The following is a 15,491-nucleotide window of genomic DNA, read 5'->3' as shown; positions in this document are numbered from 1 at the left end:
TCGTCGGTGGCGGCCGCTTCGGTGGCAGTCTACCCCGACGGCCCGGCACCGCGACCGTCCGATGCCGCGATCCGACGGTGCTGGACAGGGCTGGACAGGGCCGGACAGGGCCGGACAGGGCCACCGTGCGTGGGCCGCGTCCGGTGGTTCGAACGTACGGCGGGGGCGTGCACCCCGCCGTAGACAGGGAGCCGGGGCGGGGAGTCGACGACCCCTGTGTCGGGACGCCGCGGCGCCCGGCGCGGGGGTATGATGGGCCGGACGCGTTACCCACGAATCGCCGACACGTTTCCCGACATGTTTCCCAGGAGAGTTCGTCCCACATGCCATCGATGCAGGAAAGCGCCGAACTGCTCAAGTGTTCGTTCTGCGGAAAGAGTCAGAAGCAGGTCCGTAAGCTCATCGCAGGGTCAGGTGTGTACATCTGCGACGAGTGCATCGAGCTGTGCAACGAGATCATCGAGGAGGAGCTCGCCGCCGGTGTGTCGTCCTCGGGTGACTCCGCCGACCTGCCGCACCCGGCTGCGATCACCCGGTTCCTCGACGAGTACGTCATCGGACAGGACGACGCCAAGCGCACCCTTGCCGTCGCCGTCTACAACCACTACAAGCGCATCCGTGCCGAAACCGATGACGCCACCGCCCGCCGCAGCGACGACGCCGTGGAGCTGACCAAGTCCAACATCCTCATGCTGGGACCCACCGGGTCGGGCAAGACCTACCTGGCGCAGTCCCTGGCCAGGATGCTGGACGTGCCGTTCGCCATCGCTGACGCCACCAGTCTCACCGAGGCCGGCTATGTCGGTGAGGACGTCGAGAACATCCTGCTCAAGCTGCTGCAGGCCGCGGACTTCGATGTCGCCAAGGCACAACAGGGCATCATCTACGTCGACGAGGTCGACAAGATCTCCCGGAAGTCGGAGAGTCCCTCCATCACACGCGACGTCTCCGGTGAGGGTGTGCAGCAGGCTCTGCTGAAGATCCTGGAGGGCACGGTCGCCGCGGTCCCGCCGCAGGGCGGCCGCAAGCACCCGAACCAGGAACTCATCCAGTTCGACACGAAGAACGTCCTGTTCATCGTGTCCGGCGCCTTCGCCGGACTGGAGCGGGTCATCGCCGAGCGTCGCGGGCGGAAGGGTGTGGGCTTCGGTTCCGAGGTCCGCGGCAAGTCGGACGAGGACCCGGATCCGTTCCGTTTCGTGGAGCCGGAGGACATGGTCAAGTTCGGTCTGATCCCGGAGCTCATCGGACGCCTGCCGGTGATCACCCACGTCGGGCACCTCGACGAGGATGCGCTGGTGCGTATCCTCACCGAGCCGAAGAACTCCCTGGTGCGCCAGTACCAGCGGCTCTTCGAGATGGACGGGGTCCAGCTCACGTTCGAGGACGACGCCCTGCGGGGGATCGCCCGGAAGGCCCTGGAGCGGGAGACGGGTGCCCGTGGCCTGCGGTCGATCGTGGAGAACCTGCTGCTGCCGCTGATGTACGCCATCCCCGACGACAAGGACACCGGCGAGGTCATCATCACCGGTGCCAGTGTCGACGATGAGGCGGAACCACAGATGCTCACCCACGAAGAGGTTGCTGAGCGGGACCGCCGCAGCGCCTGACCGCCCGCATCACCGATGTCGTCTGAGCCACCGCCGGGGGCAGAAAACAGGCGGAATCTGGCCTCTGCGGTGGCTCAGACGACAGCAGGGGGAGGGGGTACACCGCGCCCTGCGGTGAATCTGCGCCTAGTCGTCGTAGAGGGCGGCGATGTGGTCGTCCACGGTGTCGCCGTCATCCTCGTCGGTGCTGTCGACCCCGTCAGCTCCGGGGGTTCCGGGAACTCCGGGCGTTCCGGTGCGCTCGCTCGCCCCGGTGGTGTACCCCTCGTCCCTGGTGTCCTGAGCCACGCTGAAATCGGGCAGGTCCTCGGGGCGGTAGGTCACGACCTCCTCCACCGACCCCCCGTCCCCGGCGGTGTACAACGACGCCGACACCGACGACGGCGTCGTGGTCGTCGGTGCTGCGTGGGTGTACGAACTGCCCTGCGTCGTCGGCATGGAGGTGGTCAGGAACGCCAGGACGGTGTCGCAGGCCAGTTTCTCGAGTCCGTCGACGGTGGCGGCATGCCCCATGTCCGTGCCGTACAGCATCTGGAACATCGTGCCCTGCGAGGCCGGGAAGCAACACAGTGAGGTGATGAGCACGTAGACGTCCTCGGCGGAGATCCCGGGGCGGAATGCACCGTAGTCCTGGCCGCGCATCAGGACCCGGTCGATCTGCAGGACCACCGGGGACGATTCGAGCACGTCGGCGCGACCCTCCAGGTGGCCGCGGGCCATCACGTTCTCCGAGATGATCAGCCGGACCGCGTCCGGGCTCGCCCGGTGACGGCGGTAGGCGGTGCGCACCAGGGAGCGCACCGCTTCGGCGGGGACGAGCCGCTCGACGTCGAGATCCTCCGGACGCGGCCAGAGCAGGCGGAAAGCGTACCGGACCGCCTCGTCGTACAGCACACCCGTGTCGCGCAGCAGAGGGTGGGTCGCAGGGACGCCGGCACCTACGGCGATGTCCCGGGTGTCCGCGGACAGCCCGGAACGCACCAGTTCCGGGAGAGCGGTCTCCAGGATCTGCTGGTACTCCTCCGGCGGGCAGTCGTAGCGTCGGTGGCTGCCCGGCAGGTCGACGGGGTCGGTCTTCACAAGGGCACTCCTGGCCTTCTCGGGTTGCACTCTGGTGCGAGGGTCGCCTCGTCGCGCGGCACGTCGAGGTGAAGTACCCATGCTAAGCGTTACTGACGGACGAGTTGACCACAATGTTTGCTCTCCCCACCAATGAGGGGGCACCGGAACAGGGGTAGGGGGCGGCGGCGGGGGAAGACGTTTAGATTGGGAGGGTACCGACCACACGCCGGTCCACCACCGAACCCCTATCCAGGAATGAGGTCGCACACCATGTCGACACGCCCTTCCCCTGTCACCGTGACTGTCACCGGAGCTGCCGGCCAGATCGCCTATTCGCTGCTGTTCCGTCTCGCCGCCGGGGATGTCTTCGGCGACCGCCCGGTGGCGCTGCGGTTGCTGGAGATCCCCGCCGCACGGCAGGCCGCTGAGGGGGTGGCGATGGAGTTGTCGGATTCTGCGTTCCCGTTGCTGGACAGCATCACCGTCACCGACGACCAGGACGAGGGGTTCGCCGGGGCGGAGGCGGTCTTCCTCGTCGGCGCGAAGCCGCGGGGCAAGGGTGAGGAACGCTCGGACCTGCTCGTCGGCAACGGGAAGATCTTCGGGCCGCAGGGCCAGGCCATCGCGCGCAACGCCTCGCCGGACGTGCGGGTGCTGGTCGTCGGAAACCCGGCCAACACCAATGCCGCGATCCTCGACGCGCATGCGGGCCTCGCCGCCGGCCAGGTCACCGCCATGACCCGGCTGGACCACAACCGTGCACTCGCCCAGCTCGCCGACAAACTCGGTGCCACGACACCCCGGCTGACGAACATGACGGTGTGGGGCAACCACTCGTCGACGCAGTTCCCGGACGTCGCCGAGCTGCGGCTGGACGGCGAACCTGTCGCTGACTCGCTCGACCGGTCCTGGGTCGACGAGGAGTTCATCCCGCGGGTCGCCCGACGCGGCGGCGAGATCATCGAGGTCCGGGGGTCGTCGTCGGCCGCGTCGGCGGCGTCGTCGGCGGTGGACCACATGCACGACTGGTTCCACGGCACCCCGGACGGTGACTGGGTCTCGGTCGCCCTGCGGTCCGACGGTTCCTACGGCATACCGGAGGGGCTGTTCGCCAGCTTCCCGTGCCGGGCGGTGAACGGGACCTGGGAGATCGTCAGAGACCTTGAGCTCGACGAGCGGCAGCAGGAGCGTATCCGCGCCACTGTCGAGGAGCTGGAGTCCGAGTTGGCCACGGTGCGTGACGGCGGGATGCTGTGACATAGTAGGTAGATGCGCCGAAATAATGATGTGAATCACACTGATGGTGCCGGTGGTACTGTCCGCACGGTCAACGAAGGAAACGGTGCCTACAGGCCCGGCCCCGTCGACGTGGTCACCGGCGTCGGAGCACGGCTGCTCGGAGCGGTGGCGGGGCGGTTCCCCCGCTCGCTCTGGCGCTCACTCGGGGTGCACCGTAACCGGGACGGCGACGTCCTTGAGCCGGATGTCGCGGCGGTCCTGCTCTCCCTCCGCGTGGTCAGCTCCCTCGACATCGTCGACGTCCCGCCGGTGCACTCCCGCAGGATCGTCGAGCGTGAGGCCTTCCTCGCCTCCGGGAACGTCCGGGTCGCGGAGGTGACCGACACCCGCGTCGCCGGGATCCCGGTGCGGGTCTACCTCGACCGTCCGTCCGACGGTACGGCCCGTCCCACCGTGGTCTACCTGCACGGCGGGGGATGGGTCACCGGGTCCCTGGACAGCCATGACGCCGCGTGCCGCAGCCTGTGCGCCGACGGTGGGGTCACCGTGGTCGCCGTGGACTACCGCATGGCGCCTGAGCATCCTTTTCCCGCGGCGCTGGAGGACACCACCGCGGTCGTCACGGCGCTGCAGGACGGTGAACCGGTGGCGGGGACGCCGGTGGACACCGACAGGATCGTGATCTCCGGTGACTCCGCCGGCGGCAACCTCGCGGCCGCGGCGTGCCTGTGGCTGCGGGGGAACGACCGGCCGCAGCCTGCCCTGCAGCAGCTGTTCGTCCCGGTCACGGACCTGTCGGCGCGCTCGGCGAGCTACGAGGAGTTCGGGGAGGCGGGAATGTACCTCACCGCCGCGCAGATGGACTGGTACGAGCACCACTACCTCGGTCGTGGCGGGGACCTGGCGGTGGCGGTCGACCCGACCGACCCCCTGGTCTCACCGTTGCTGGAGCCGGACCTTTCAGGCCTTGCCCCGGCCTATGTCGCGGTCGCCGGCTTCGACCCCCTGCGTGACGAAGGGGAAGCCTACGCCGGACGGCTCAGGGACGCCGGCGTGCCGGTGGTCCTCCGGCGACACCGGGGGCTGGTGCACCCGTTCATCAACTCCGTCGCCCTGTGGGCCGGGGCGCGGCGGGCGATGGCGGACGCGACATCACACATGCGGACTACCCTCGGGTTGCATGGCTGAGAACAACGCACAGAACACGCAGGACGACCGGGACGGACAGGACGGTCCCGGCCCATCGGTCAAGGACCCCGAGCTCTACGAACGACTCCGCGAGGAGGGGGAGTCGAAGGGCAAGTCCGCCCGCATCGCCAATGCCGCGGCGAAGACGTCACGCTCGGAGATGGGGCGCCGTGGTGGCGAGTCGGGGAGCTACGAGGACTGGACGAAGGACGAGCTCTACGGTCGGGCGCAGGAACTCGACATCGAGGGCCGGTCGACGATGACGAAGACCGAGCTGATCGCCGCCCTGCGGGACAGCTGACCGGCACGCCGAGCCGGTCTACCCGAGGTGGTCGAACTTGCTCTCCCAGGCGGAGGCGACCGGGTTGGCGTCGGCGATCATGTGGTTGAAACGGTCGTTGGCGATCTCCACGACCTCACCGAGCAACTGCACGTGCTCCTGGGCGGGCGAGTTCTCCAGGCGGCGGATGCCCTCGCTGATGATCTGTGTGCGGGAGTCCAACCGCCCCAGGCAGGTCACGAAGGGCATTCCGAAGCGCTCACGGTAACGCTCGGAGAGCTCGACGAGCTGCTCCTGCTCCACATCGTCCATCGTGTCGAGGTTCTCCAGCGCCACCGACCCGGCGAATCCGGAGATCCGCTTCGAGGCTTCCGGGTCGAGGAGCAGTTCCGCCATCGAGGGGTAGTCCCGGATGAGGGCCCGCTGGTCGTCGCGCTCCGCGGTGAGGACGGCCTCCTGGACGGCGTCACGCAGATCCTGGACGGTGTCGAAGGGGGCGGCGGCGTGGGCACTGGCCAGCGGCCAGAGGGTGTTGTTGAACAGCGGCGCGAAGGTCTCCACGAAGCTGTCTCGGTCCATGGCGTTGACGTCCTCGAGGGTGATCGTCCGCCCGCCCGCGTCGCGCGTCACATCGGGGGAGGCGCGCCGTCCGACGTGGAAGAACAACAGGTTCAGCAGGATTGCCGCGATCGAGCCGGTGGTGACACCGGAGGCGAAGAACACCTGGGCCCAGTCAGGGAAGAGCTGGGCGATGTCGGGTTTAAAGGCGACCAGCATGCCCAGACCGATGGAGATGGTCATCACCGCGGCATTGCGGTTGTCGGCGAGATCGACCTTGCCGAGGGTCTGGATGCCCACCAGGGCCACGTTGGCGAACAGGGCGAGGCTGGCGGCTCCGAGCACTGGCCCGGGGATCGCGCTGACCACGGCACCGGCCTTGGGGATCAGGCCGATGACGATCATGATCACACCGGCACCGGCGACGACCCAGCGTGAGCGCACGCGGGTCATCCGCACCAGCCCGACGTTCTGGGCGAAGCAGGTGTAGGGGAAGGAGTTCAGCACGCCGCCGAGCGTGGTGGACAGGCCGTCGGCACGCAGCGCGGCGGAGATGTGGTTCTTCTTGATCCGCTTGCCGACGATCTCACCGGCGGCGAAGACGTCGCCGGTGGTCTCGACCATGGTGATCAGCATGACGATGCACATCGAGATGATCCCGGTGAGCACGAACTCCGGAGCACCGAAGTAGAACGGAGTGGTGAAGCCTACCCAGTCGGATGAGCCGACGTCGTTGAACCCGGCGTCGCCGAGGATGACCGCGGCACCGGTGCCGACCACCAGGCCGATGAGGATGGCGAGGGTGCCGAGGAACCCCTTGAAGAAACGCTGGGCGAGCAGGATGACAGCCAGGGTCACCCCGGCGTACGCCATGTCACGGGCGTCCGGGGTGCCTTCGGCGAAGCTGGTGATGTCGTTGGCGGCCACGCCGAGCAGGGTGATGCCCATCGTGGTCAGCACGGTGCCGATGACCACCGGCGGGAAGAACCGGATGAACTTCGCGAAGTAGGGCGCCGCGAAGAACGTGAACAGACCCGCGACGATGATCGAACCGTAGATGGCCGGCAGCGCCTCGACGCCGCCCTCCCCACCGGTCGTCGCCAGGCCGATCGCGATGATCGGCGAGATCGCCGTCGTGGTCACACCCTGGATGATCGGCAGTCGGACGCCCACCTTCCAGAACCCCACGGACTGGATCAGCGTGGCGATGCCGCAGGTGAACAGGTCGGCGTTGATCAGGTGGATCGTGGTCTCGGCGTCCAACCCCAGACCGCTGGCGATGAGCAGCGGGACGACGACGGCACCGGCGTAGAACGCCAGCACATGCTGCGTGGACAGGACGGCCAGTTTGCCCTTCGGGGGGACCTGGTCGACAGGATGCTTGGGAGGTGCGGAGGGCGCGTCGGCGCTGGTGCTCATGTGCGGTTGTTCTCCGGAAACGTCAGTAAGAGAGGTACCGCCACATCATAGCTACCGTGCGCGCGGATCCTGGTCCCGGCCTGTGCTCCGCCCGCGGCCCGGTGTCAGCGTTGCGCCGAGACGCGCACGAGGTGCTCGTTGACGAACTCGCCGACGCCCCATTCGGCGAGTTCGCGTCCGTATCCGGAGCGTCCGACACCGCCGAAGGGGAGACCGGCCGCGGTCACCGAGGCCTCGTTGACGAAGGACATGCCGACCTCCAGGCGGGCAGCGGCATCCTCGGCGGCCGCCAGGTCGGTGCCCCACACCGAGCCGGACAGTCCGTAGTCGGAGTTGTTGGCGATCTCGACGGCCTCGTCGACGTCCTTCGCCGTGTAGACGATGGCGACGGGGCCGAAGACCTCGTTGCATCCCACGTCCGCCGACGGATCGACGTCGGTGAGCAGCGTCGGTTCCATGAATGCGCCGGGACGGTCGATCGAGCCGCCACCGACGCGGACGGTGGCCTCACCGTTGTCCTTCGCGTCGGCGAGACGCTGGACGATCTCGTCGCGGGCCTCGATGGACGACAGTGGTCCGACGTCGGCGTTCTCGTCGTCCCAGGCACCGACCTGCAGGGCGCCGATGCGCTTCTCGAGGCCCTCGACCACCCGGTCGTAGAAGCTGTCCATCACGATCAGCCGCTTCGGGGCGTTGCAGGCCTGCCCGGTGTTGTACATGCGGATGCCGACGTACTGGTCCAGGACGGAGTCGAGGTTGTCGTCGTCGAGGATGATGAACGGGTCGTTGCCGCCGAGCTCCAGCAGCGACTTCTTGTAGTTCTCCCCGGCGGTCTTCGCCACGGCGGCGCCGGCCCCCTCGGAGCCGGTGAGGGAGACCGCGGCGATACGCGGGTCGGCGACGAAGGCGTCCATCTGCGAGCCGGAGGCGTAGACGTTCTGGAAGACGTCCTTCGGCAGACCGGCGTCCTCGAGGATGTCCTGGCACGCCTGCGAGGACAGCGGGCAGATCGAGGCGTGCTTCAGGACGAGTGAATTGCCGAGCAGAAGGTTCGGAGCGGCCCAGCGGGCGACCTGGTAGTACGGGAAGTTCCAGGGCATGATCCCCAGCAGCGGGCCGATGGGGTCCTTACGCACGTAGGTGTGCAGTGCGCCCTGGGCGGGGAGCTGCTTGTCGGCGAGCAGTTCGTGGGCGTGCTCGGCGTAGTAGCGGTAGATGTCGACGACGATGCCGAGCTCGGCTTTGGCCCACTTGTCGAGCTTGCCCATCTCGCGTCCGATGTAGGACGCCAGCTCGTCCGTCTTCTCCTCGTAGAGGTCGGCGGCGCGGTTGAGGACCTTCGCGCGTTCCTCGACGGTCGTGGTCCGCCACGACCGGTAGGCGGCGGTCGAGCGGTCGAGGATGCTGTCTCGTTCGGAGTCCTCGATCCTCGTGAACGTGTCTTCGGTGGTGCCGGTGGACGGGTTGTTCACACTGAAATTGCTCATGTCCCCCGTTGTACGCGCGCTTGTCCTACCTGTCGACACCCGTCCGGGGGAGTGCGGTCAGTCCTCCCAGTAGATGGTGCCTTCCAGACCGAGGTCCTCGAGGGCGTAGCTGTAGTCGAATTTTCCGCCGACGGCCTTGTTTCCGGCGTCGGTACCGGTACCCGTGGTCACGAAGCTGACGTCGGCGTCCCGGTAGACCTTGCCCTCTTCGACCTCGTCGAGTCGGTAGCCGAGGACGTCACCGTCGGAGATGTCACATTCTTCTGCGCCTCCGCCGATGATGCTGTTCGCCATGCGGTCATCCTCGCCCAGGATGCCCATCTCGGGCGCGGAGGGAAGAGTGGAGTAGTCGGTGTCGGCGTCATCCTCGGGATCGGGGGTGAAGTCGGGGTTCTCCGCGGTGCCGAGCAGGGTCATCTCGTAGTTGACGCAGACGAAGTGGTCGACGTCGGTGTCTTCGTCCTGGAGCTCCATGGCATCTGCCGGAAGGTCCTTGAGCCCGGAGACGGTGACATCCCAGAACTGCAGGACGCCGCCACGGTTCTGGGTGAGGACCTGTGCGGTGTCCCCGAAACTGAGCCTAGTGTCTGCCGGGGTGAGCTCGAAGCCGTCTGGTGCGCCGGCGAGGTCGATCTCGATCTCGGCGTTTCCTGCGTCTGCTGCCGACCGGGAGTCGGACGTGCTGCTGTCTGAGTGTGAGCCGGAGTCGTCAGAGGAACAGGCGGTGAGAGCCAGTGAGGGGACGGCGAGACCCGCAATGACGGCGAGTCTGAGCTTCTTGAAATCTGTCATGGCAGGACCATAACGAATGCTGAGTCCGACCGCCTGCCGAATCTCAGAATCAATTGCCCGGTCCTGAAGGTACTTCTACCGTAAGCTCGGGCACTGTGGACGTACCGAAGGGGAAGCCCTCTGACAGTTTCTGGCTGGTCTCGGACCTGCATCTGGGACACCGGAAAGTCGCGGAACTGCGCGGGTTCGGTGATACGGATGAGCATGACCGGGTGATACTGAACAACCTACGTGTGGTCCCTGACGGTGCCACGGTGATCTGTCTGGGGGACATCTCCGTGCGCCGCGACGCCGAGGCTTTGCGGCAGTTGGGGGAGGTCAAGGAGGAGAAGGACCTCCGGATGATTCTGTTGCCGGGGAACCATGACCGGGTGCATCCGATGTTCGGTCTCGAGTCGGTGCTGGAGTGGACGCCAGCCTACCGCGAGGTCTTCGACGTCATTGAGCTGGAGCTCCAGGTCCGGGTGGGACGGTGGGTGGTGCTGCTGACGCACATCCCTGCACCGGACCGGGTGGAGGACCCGTACCTCACACCAGCCTTGGCGCGCTGGTCCGCCCGCGGAGGTACGACGAGTCGCGACGGGTTCGACTGCACGGTGCACGGCCACACCCACTCCTCGGTGCCGGTTCGTCCGAAGAACGTGAACGTCAGCCTTGAGGCGACCGACCTGAGGCCGGTGTCGCCCGCACAGCTGGAGGAGCTGGTGACCCGGGCGGTGAAGTGGAAGCACTGAACGTTCTGTGGACCGGCAGTTCCCTCAAATCTTCGAGTACAGTGTCGCGGATCTGCGATCAACCTTCCCTCAAATCTTCGAGCACAGTGTCGCTGTTTTTCAACTAGCAGATGGGGAACGATACGTATCTCCTGGTAAATTGGCTTCATGAGGAAAGAAGAGCCGGTCCCCAGATTTCAGTCGGCTGCCGTCGAAGAGGCGCTGTCGGACACGCCCGTTGTCGTGGTGCATGGTGCGCGGCAGGTGGGCAAGAGTACCCTCGTTGCGGAGTTGGGTGCACGCTGTCGGGAACCTGTTCTCACGGTGACTTTCGACGACCCGGAGACGCTTGAGTTCGCCAGGCTGGATCCCACCGGATTCGTGGAGCAGGCGGGGTCGGGGACTCTCATCATCGACGAAGTCCAGCGGGTGCCGGAAATCATGCTCCCTCTAAAAGCGAACGTTGACCGTGACCGACGCCCGGGACGTTTCCTGCTTACCGGGTCCGCAGATGTCTTCCGGGTGCGGGGCATCGGGGATTCCCTTGCCGGACGAGTCGAATCGGTCCGGCTCATGCCGTTCAGTCAGGGCGAACGTGCCCGGAGGGAGGTACCGGAAGATTTTGTGGCGGCACTCTTCCGCCGTCCGGCGGTTGCGGACTTGTCGAGAGTTCTCGGGGAGGGTGGCACCGCCATCGGGGGCCCGCTGTCGCCGGACGTGGCGCTTGCGGGCGGTTTTCCTGAAGCTACGGTTCGCACGCCGAGGAGAAGAAACGCCTGGTTTCGAACCTACATCAGGAGGCTCGCCGACCATGACGCCTACGAGTACCGCGGAGGAGGATTCCCTGACGAGATGGAGAGGCTCACCCGTTTGTTGGCGGCTGGTGGAGCTACGGAAATCGTACAGAGCCGCCTGGCGGCCCACCTCGGGACCAGTGACAGCACTATGGCGACGTACCTGCGGACACTTCGGACGATGAACCTGTTGGTCGAGGTACCCTCGTGGACCCGACCTGTCCGAGGCCGGACGGTGCGGCGGCCGAAAGCTGCGCTGACGGACACCGGGTTGAGTGCGTCATTGGGCCGACTGACGCAGGAGAACCTGCAGAAGCCGGGGATGCGTGAGTTCTACGGAGCGGTGGTCGAACAACTCGTCATGCTGGAGCTGCTCAAACAGCAGGGGTGGTCCGCCGAGGAGTTCGAGATCTACCACTACCGGGACAACGACGATCTTGAGGTTGACCTGGTGATCGATCTTCTGGATGGGAGGCTGGTAGCCATCGAGGTCAAAAGTGGTCAGACTGTGAAGACCGACGCCTTCAAGAAGCTGGAACGCTTCAGGGACAAGGTGTCTGACCATGAGGTCATCGGTGTGGTTCTTCACGGAGGGCGGGGAGTGCAGCTGCTTCACGGCTGGATCTACGTACTTCCCGTCCAGGCGCTGTGGACGCTGGACTGAGCCCGCGACCAGCGGTAGGAATCGAGCTGACTCCGGCGCCGGGACGGGGTCGATACTGTTTCATCGGTGCAGGTCAGTAATATTCGAAGTTCCCGTCCGCGTCGGACATCTCCTCGACGCTCCCGTTGATCATCTTCTGGATCGTGGGGGAGAACCCTTCCGGGTTCGTCGCTTCGACGTCAACGGTGATTGCCACCGTTCCTCCAGTTGAAGCGAGGTCCCGGAGGTGTGAGAGTACCTCGTCGTCGATCATTGCGTACCGGCCGACACCGCCGGATATGGGGAGTCCGAAGGTGGCGGTGAACCGGGTGGGCGTACTCGCGCCGGGGGCAGGCGTGGTCCGGGTGGTGTTGCCGTCGCCGGGTCCTTCACCGGTGTCGTTGGTCTCGCCACCACCGCCGTTCTCTTCCCCCGGGAAGACCCCTGATGACCCGTTGCCGTCACCGGTGGTGGCGTCTGGTCCGTCGGTCGCATCCGTCATCTGGCGCTGACGTTCCTCGATGTCACGCCGGAACTGCGCACGGGCGGCATCAGGAGTGACGACGAGCAGAGAGTCGGGTAGCGCACCGGGAGGGAGGTCGGAGCCGTCCTCCGGCCAGCGTAGGTTCTGGTACCTGGGGACGCCCTCACTGTCGGTCACGGTGACCTCGTCAGCGAAGGCGAATGGGCGGTCGTCGAGGTTGAAGGTTCCACCGTCGGCGTACCGTAGGCCTTCCTCCACCACGCGGCGGTTCAGCACCCGCTGCATGTAGAGGTACTTCGGGTACATGTCCCACAGGTTGCCGAAGCGGTAGTGACCGGTCCTCTGCCATGCTCCATTGGTGTGCTGGACGAGTGCGTTGGCGATGAGCGTCGGCGCCTGTTGCGTGGCGAAGGCCGAGACTGCCTGAAGTTTGTCGATCGCTCGTTGGATGATGTCGTTCCCGCCGTGGATCGCCTGGTGGTCCAGGTCTACGTAGTTGTACGTGGAGTCGGACGATTCCACCGGCTCGAGGACCCACTGGTAGGTGTCCATGAGTCGGTCGTCAACGGTCTGAGCAGTCTTCTCCGACTGCGTGGCTGCCTGAGAGGCCGTTGACTGGGTGAGGTCGAGCTTCTCCCGGTCGCGTTGCACACTGCTCCACGCCAGGTACTGGCGGACACCGTCACTGAGGCTCTCGATGCGACGCGCGTCCGCAGCCAGGAAGACCACCGTGTTCTTGAACGTGCGTGGTTTCAGGCCGACATTGTTGGTGGCAGAGCGCGTCCATTCCCCCGCCGCTCCGACGGAGGCTCCGCTGTCCACCGGATGGGTCGGGGGAACGATGACGAGACGCAACTGCTCTTCATCGAGGATGTCACCGTTGGACGTCGGCGTGCACAGTACCTTCACGGAGTTACGGTGGGCGCGGTTCCATTCGTCGGTGAGCACCCGGAGCCGCGAGGAGATCTCACTGTTGATGTCCTCGGTGCTGAGCGCCTCCGCACGTTCACGGACCTCGCTGGTGATGTTGGTGGCGGTGTCGAACCAGTACTGGCTGTTGTTCTCGTAGAAGTGGGTCGACCGATTCGACATGGCGGACAGCGCACTGTGGAAGTTACCGATCTTGTCGCCGGGGACCGCGGTTCCCAGGGTGATGTAGCGGCTCTCTATTCCGGTACCGCGGGTGCGGGGCGCTGCACCGAAGAACACCGTGCGTGCCAGACGGGTGGCGACCCGACGGGGGCCGAACAGGGCGCTACGGTTGTCGATGTCGTGGGGTACCGTGCCGTCGACGTCCGTGGAAATGACTGGTTTCCAGTTGTCGTCGAGGTACTGGGCAAGTTCGTTGGTGACCGACGGCTTCCCGATCGGCACGTCGGACGGCAGGATCAGCGGGCTGTTGTTTTCTGAGCGCCAGAGTTCCGAGATGATGGTGCTCATCAGTCGCAGGACCCCGCGGGTGCGCTGGAAGCGGGGGAGGGTGGCCCAGTCCTGGTAGAGGCGGTCGAAGAGTTCCGGGTGGATCGGGTAGCAGCGTTCGATCTTGCTGGCGTAGTCCGGGCGAACGGCGTCCGGTGGGAAGCTGGACTCGTTCTTGGCGTAGAAGGTCCGCATGGTCTGCGCGATCAGGCGGATCTTCTCCTGGTCGGCGTCGCTGACCTCCTCGAAGATGCGGCGCCGGACGATCTCGAAGCTCTCGTTGGACTCGGCGGGTCGCCACTGCTCGGCCTGACGGTTGATGATCTGGAGCAGGGCGGTCAGCGCTTCACGACCGTTGGCGCCGCCGATCTCCTCGTCGTCGACCATGCCGTCGACGTATTCGCCGGGCTTCATTTCCGCCGAGGCGGGGATGGACACCATCAGCATGCACTGCGGGGTGGCTGCGACCGCCTGGGCCAGTGATTGTGCGAAGGTCTGCTGGGTCGAGAGGTCACCGCCGGCGAGTCCGGTGCGTCCGACCAACTGCCGGGCGTAGGCGACCCACTCGTCGATGAGGATGACGGCGGGACCGTGGGACTCGAGGAGATGGCGGAGGTTCTCTCCCGGATTGGTGCCGCTGAGGTCGGAGTCTTTGACGATCTCGTAGGCCTCTGCACCGCCGAGCTGCCAGGCGAGCTCTCCCCAGATCGTGTTGACCACCGTTCCGTCCGGTTTGGTCATTTTTCCCGAGGCGACGAGTTCGGTGCCGACCAGGGCGACGCGCCGTACGTTCGACGGGATCTGACCGTCGAGAGGGGCGAGCGCCTGGGCAAGTTCGTCGGTGGCGAGCAGGTCCTGCATGTCCTGGGGCAGGGAGGCTCGATCGATTCCTCCGAACAGGTGCCAGACGGCGAGCATGGAGTGCGTCTTGCCTCCACCGAAGTTGGTCTGCAGGTTGATGACCGGGGACGCGTTGGTGTCTCCGGCAGTACGGCGGAGCGCCTTTGTCAGCAGGTCCTTGAGACCCTCGGTGAGGTAGGTGCGGTCGAAGAACCTCTGAGGGTCGGTGTAGTCGGCCCCGGCGGAGACCTGGTTGTCGTCGGTGCCGGCGTCGATGTCCGACCTGGCGCTGTGGCGTCCTGCGGAACGGTGACGATCGTTCGTCGACAGCGCTGCCACGGTGTGGAGGTCGGCGGCGAAGCCGGAGGCGTTGAACGTGCCGTTGGCGACGTCGGGGTGGGGCGTGACGATCTGACGCCAGGGCTGCAGGTTGTCGCCGCTGATGTTGATGTCGGCCGTGCGGTTGGTCTCCTCGTCTTCTTTCCGGCCCTGGATGATGCGGACACCGTTGCGCTGCGCGGCGAGTTCATCGGCGGCTTTCTTGTCCTTGATTGCGGTAGCCAGGCGCTGCATCGTGTCGAGGGCCCGGTAGGTGTCGTCGACGTTGAAGGCGGCGTTGTGTGCCCAGAGGTTTCTGGTTTCACGTAGTTCAGAGGCGAGCGCTTCCTCGGGTCGGTCGAGGTAGCGGCGCAACGGCCACCAGTTGGAACGGAAACGGTTGGTGGTGCCTTCGGTGATGAAGCGCAGGGAGCACTGGGGGTCGGTGGCGGAGTACTCCTGGCGCCCACGACCGTTCGACCGTTGACTGTCCGTGAGCTCGAGGATGTCGATCCAGCCGGAATTGTCGTCGACGGCGATCACGCGGGTGAGGAAGGTGTCGAGGGCCTGGGCGAGGATCTCGAATCCGTCGTTGACGCGGCCGCGGTTGCTCTGTGCCATCGGGGTCCTTTCGTGGTGGTGTGG

Annotated in this window: 11 protein-coding genes; 6 read left to right on the top strand and 5 right to left on the bottom strand. The window is 66.1% G+C overall.

Annotated features, from left to right (window positions below; translation table 11 throughout):
- The first annotated feature begins 332 nt into the window (after positions 1-332).
- The gene (clpX, locus tag PQI66_RS05645) at positions 333-1,610 is read left to right on the top strand and encodes an ATP-dependent Clp protease ATP-binding subunit ClpX (protein ID WP_339996820.1); all 1,278 of its coding nucleotides are present in this window, start codon (positions 333-335) and stop codon (positions 1,608-1,610) included.
- A 126-nt stretch (positions 1,611-1,736) separates the two neighbouring features.
- Here the strand turns inward: clpX and PQI66_RS05640 are convergent, their stop codons facing one another.
- Positions 1,737-2,690: a TetR family transcriptional regulator gene (locus PQI66_RS05640; protein WP_339996654.1), complete on the bottom strand. Its 954-nt coding sequence runs from the start codon at positions 2,688-2,690 to the stop codon at positions 1,737-1,739.
- Between the two features lie 252 nt (positions 2,691-2,942).
- Between PQI66_RS05640 and PQI66_RS05635 the strand changes: the two genes are divergently transcribed.
- The 3 genes from PQI66_RS05635 to PQI66_RS05625 are packed head-to-tail and all read left to right on the top strand — an operon-like array spanning position 2,943 to position 5,400.
- Positions 2,943-3,929 (top strand): malate dehydrogenase, encoded by a 987-nt coding sequence (locus PQI66_RS05635; protein WP_339996652.1) that lies wholly within the window; start codon positions 2,943-2,945, stop codon positions 3,927-3,929.
- A 30-nt stretch (positions 3,930-3,959) separates the two neighbouring features.
- Positions 3,960-5,099 (top strand): alpha/beta hydrolase, encoded by a 1,140-nt coding sequence (locus PQI66_RS05630; RefSeq protein ID WP_339996651.1) that lies wholly within the window; start codon positions 3,960-3,962, stop codon positions 5,097-5,099.
- Positions 5,092-5,400 carry a DUF7218 family protein gene (locus PQI66_RS05625; protein ID WP_339996649.1) on the top strand — a complete coding sequence of 103 codons (309 nt, stop codon included), beginning with the start codon at positions 5,092-5,094 and terminating at the stop codon, positions 5,398-5,400. The genes PQI66_RS05630 and PQI66_RS05625 overlap by 8 nt, the downstream gene beginning before the upstream one ends.
- Before the next feature lie 18 nt (positions 5,401-5,418).
- Here PQI66_RS05625 and PQI66_RS05620 read toward each other — a convergent pair whose 3' ends face one another.
- The 3 genes from PQI66_RS05620 to PQI66_RS05610 all read right to left on the bottom strand — a co-directional run bounded on the left by PQI66_RS05620 (position 5,419) and on the right by PQI66_RS05610 (position 9,635).
- Positions 5,419-7,356, bottom strand: a complete 1,938-nt coding sequence (locus tag PQI66_RS05620) for a solute carrier family 23 protein (protein WP_339996647.1) — start codon at positions 7,354-7,356, stop codon at positions 5,419-5,421.
- A 104-nt stretch (positions 7,357-7,460) separates the two neighbouring features.
- Complete coding sequence (locus tag PQI66_RS05615) at positions 7,461-8,843, bottom strand: NAD-dependent succinate-semialdehyde dehydrogenase (RefSeq protein WP_339996646.1); 1,383 nt, start codon at positions 8,841-8,843, stop codon at positions 7,461-7,463.
- A 57-nt stretch (positions 8,844-8,900) separates the two neighbouring features.
- Positions 8,901-9,635: a hypothetical protein gene (locus PQI66_RS05610; protein ID WP_339996644.1), complete on the bottom strand. Its 735-nt coding sequence runs from the start codon at positions 9,633-9,635 to the stop codon at positions 8,901-8,903.
- 95 nt (positions 9,636-9,730) lie between these two features.
- Between PQI66_RS05610 and PQI66_RS05605 the strand changes: the two genes are divergently transcribed.
- Both PQI66_RS05605 and PQI66_RS05600 read left to right on the top strand, forming a co-directional pair.
- On the top strand, positions 9,731-10,369 hold the full coding sequence (locus tag PQI66_RS05605; RefSeq protein WP_339996642.1) for a metallophosphoesterase: 639 nt from the start codon (positions 9,731-9,733) through the stop codon (positions 10,367-10,369).
- A 147-nt stretch (positions 10,370-10,516) separates the two neighbouring features.
- Entirely contained in the window at positions 10,517-11,806 is a 1,290-nt protein-coding gene (locus PQI66_RS05600; protein WP_339996641.1) for an ATP-binding protein, read from the top strand.
- 73 nt (positions 11,807-11,879) lie between these two features.
- Here the strand turns inward: PQI66_RS05600 and PQI66_RS05595 are convergent, their stop codons facing one another.
- Positions 11,880-15,467 (bottom strand): Swt1 family HEPN domain-containing protein, encoded by a 3,588-nt coding sequence (locus PQI66_RS05595; protein WP_339996639.1) that lies wholly within the window; start codon positions 15,465-15,467, stop codon positions 11,880-11,882.
- Positions 15,468-15,491: the final 24 nt, after the last annotated feature.

Source organism: Corynebacterium sp. USCH3 (assembly GCF_037619475.1).
GTDB lineage: Bacteria > Actinomycetota > Actinomycetes > Mycobacteriales > Mycobacteriaceae > Corynebacterium.
The sequence above is the reverse complement of the archived record's forward strand: the minus strand, read 5'-3'. Positions and strand labels throughout refer to the sequence as shown.

Coding starts and splice junctions, on each gene's coding strand:
- PQI66_RS05600 (WP_339996641.1), top strand. CDS start 10,517: ATGAGGAAAGAAGAGCCGGTCCCCAGATTTCAGTCGGCTGCCGTCGAA.
- PQI66_RS05615 (WP_339996646.1), bottom strand. CDS start 8,843: ATGAGCAATTTCAGTGTGAACAACCCGTCCACCGGCACCACCGAAGAC.
- PQI66_RS05625 (WP_339996649.1), top strand. CDS start 5,092: ATGGCTGAGAACAACGCACAGAACACGCAGGACGACCGGGACGGACAG.
- PQI66_RS05635 (WP_339996652.1), top strand. CDS start 2,943: ATGTCGACACGCCCTTCCCCTGTCACCGTGACTGTCACCGGAGCTGCC.
- PQI66_RS05610 (WP_339996644.1), bottom strand. CDS start 9,635: ATGACAGATTTCAAGAAGCTCAGACTCGCCGTCATTGCGGGTCTCGCC.
- PQI66_RS05620 (WP_339996647.1), bottom strand. CDS start 7,356: ATGAGCACCAGCGCCGACGCGCCCTCCGCACCTCCCAAGCATCCTGTC.
- clpX (WP_339996820.1), top strand. CDS start 333: ATGCAGGAAAGCGCCGAACTGCTCAAGTGTTCGTTCTGCGGAAAGAGT.
- PQI66_RS05595 (WP_339996639.1), bottom strand. CDS start 15,467: ATGGCACAGAGCAACCGCGGCCGCGTCAACGACGGATTCGAGATCCTC.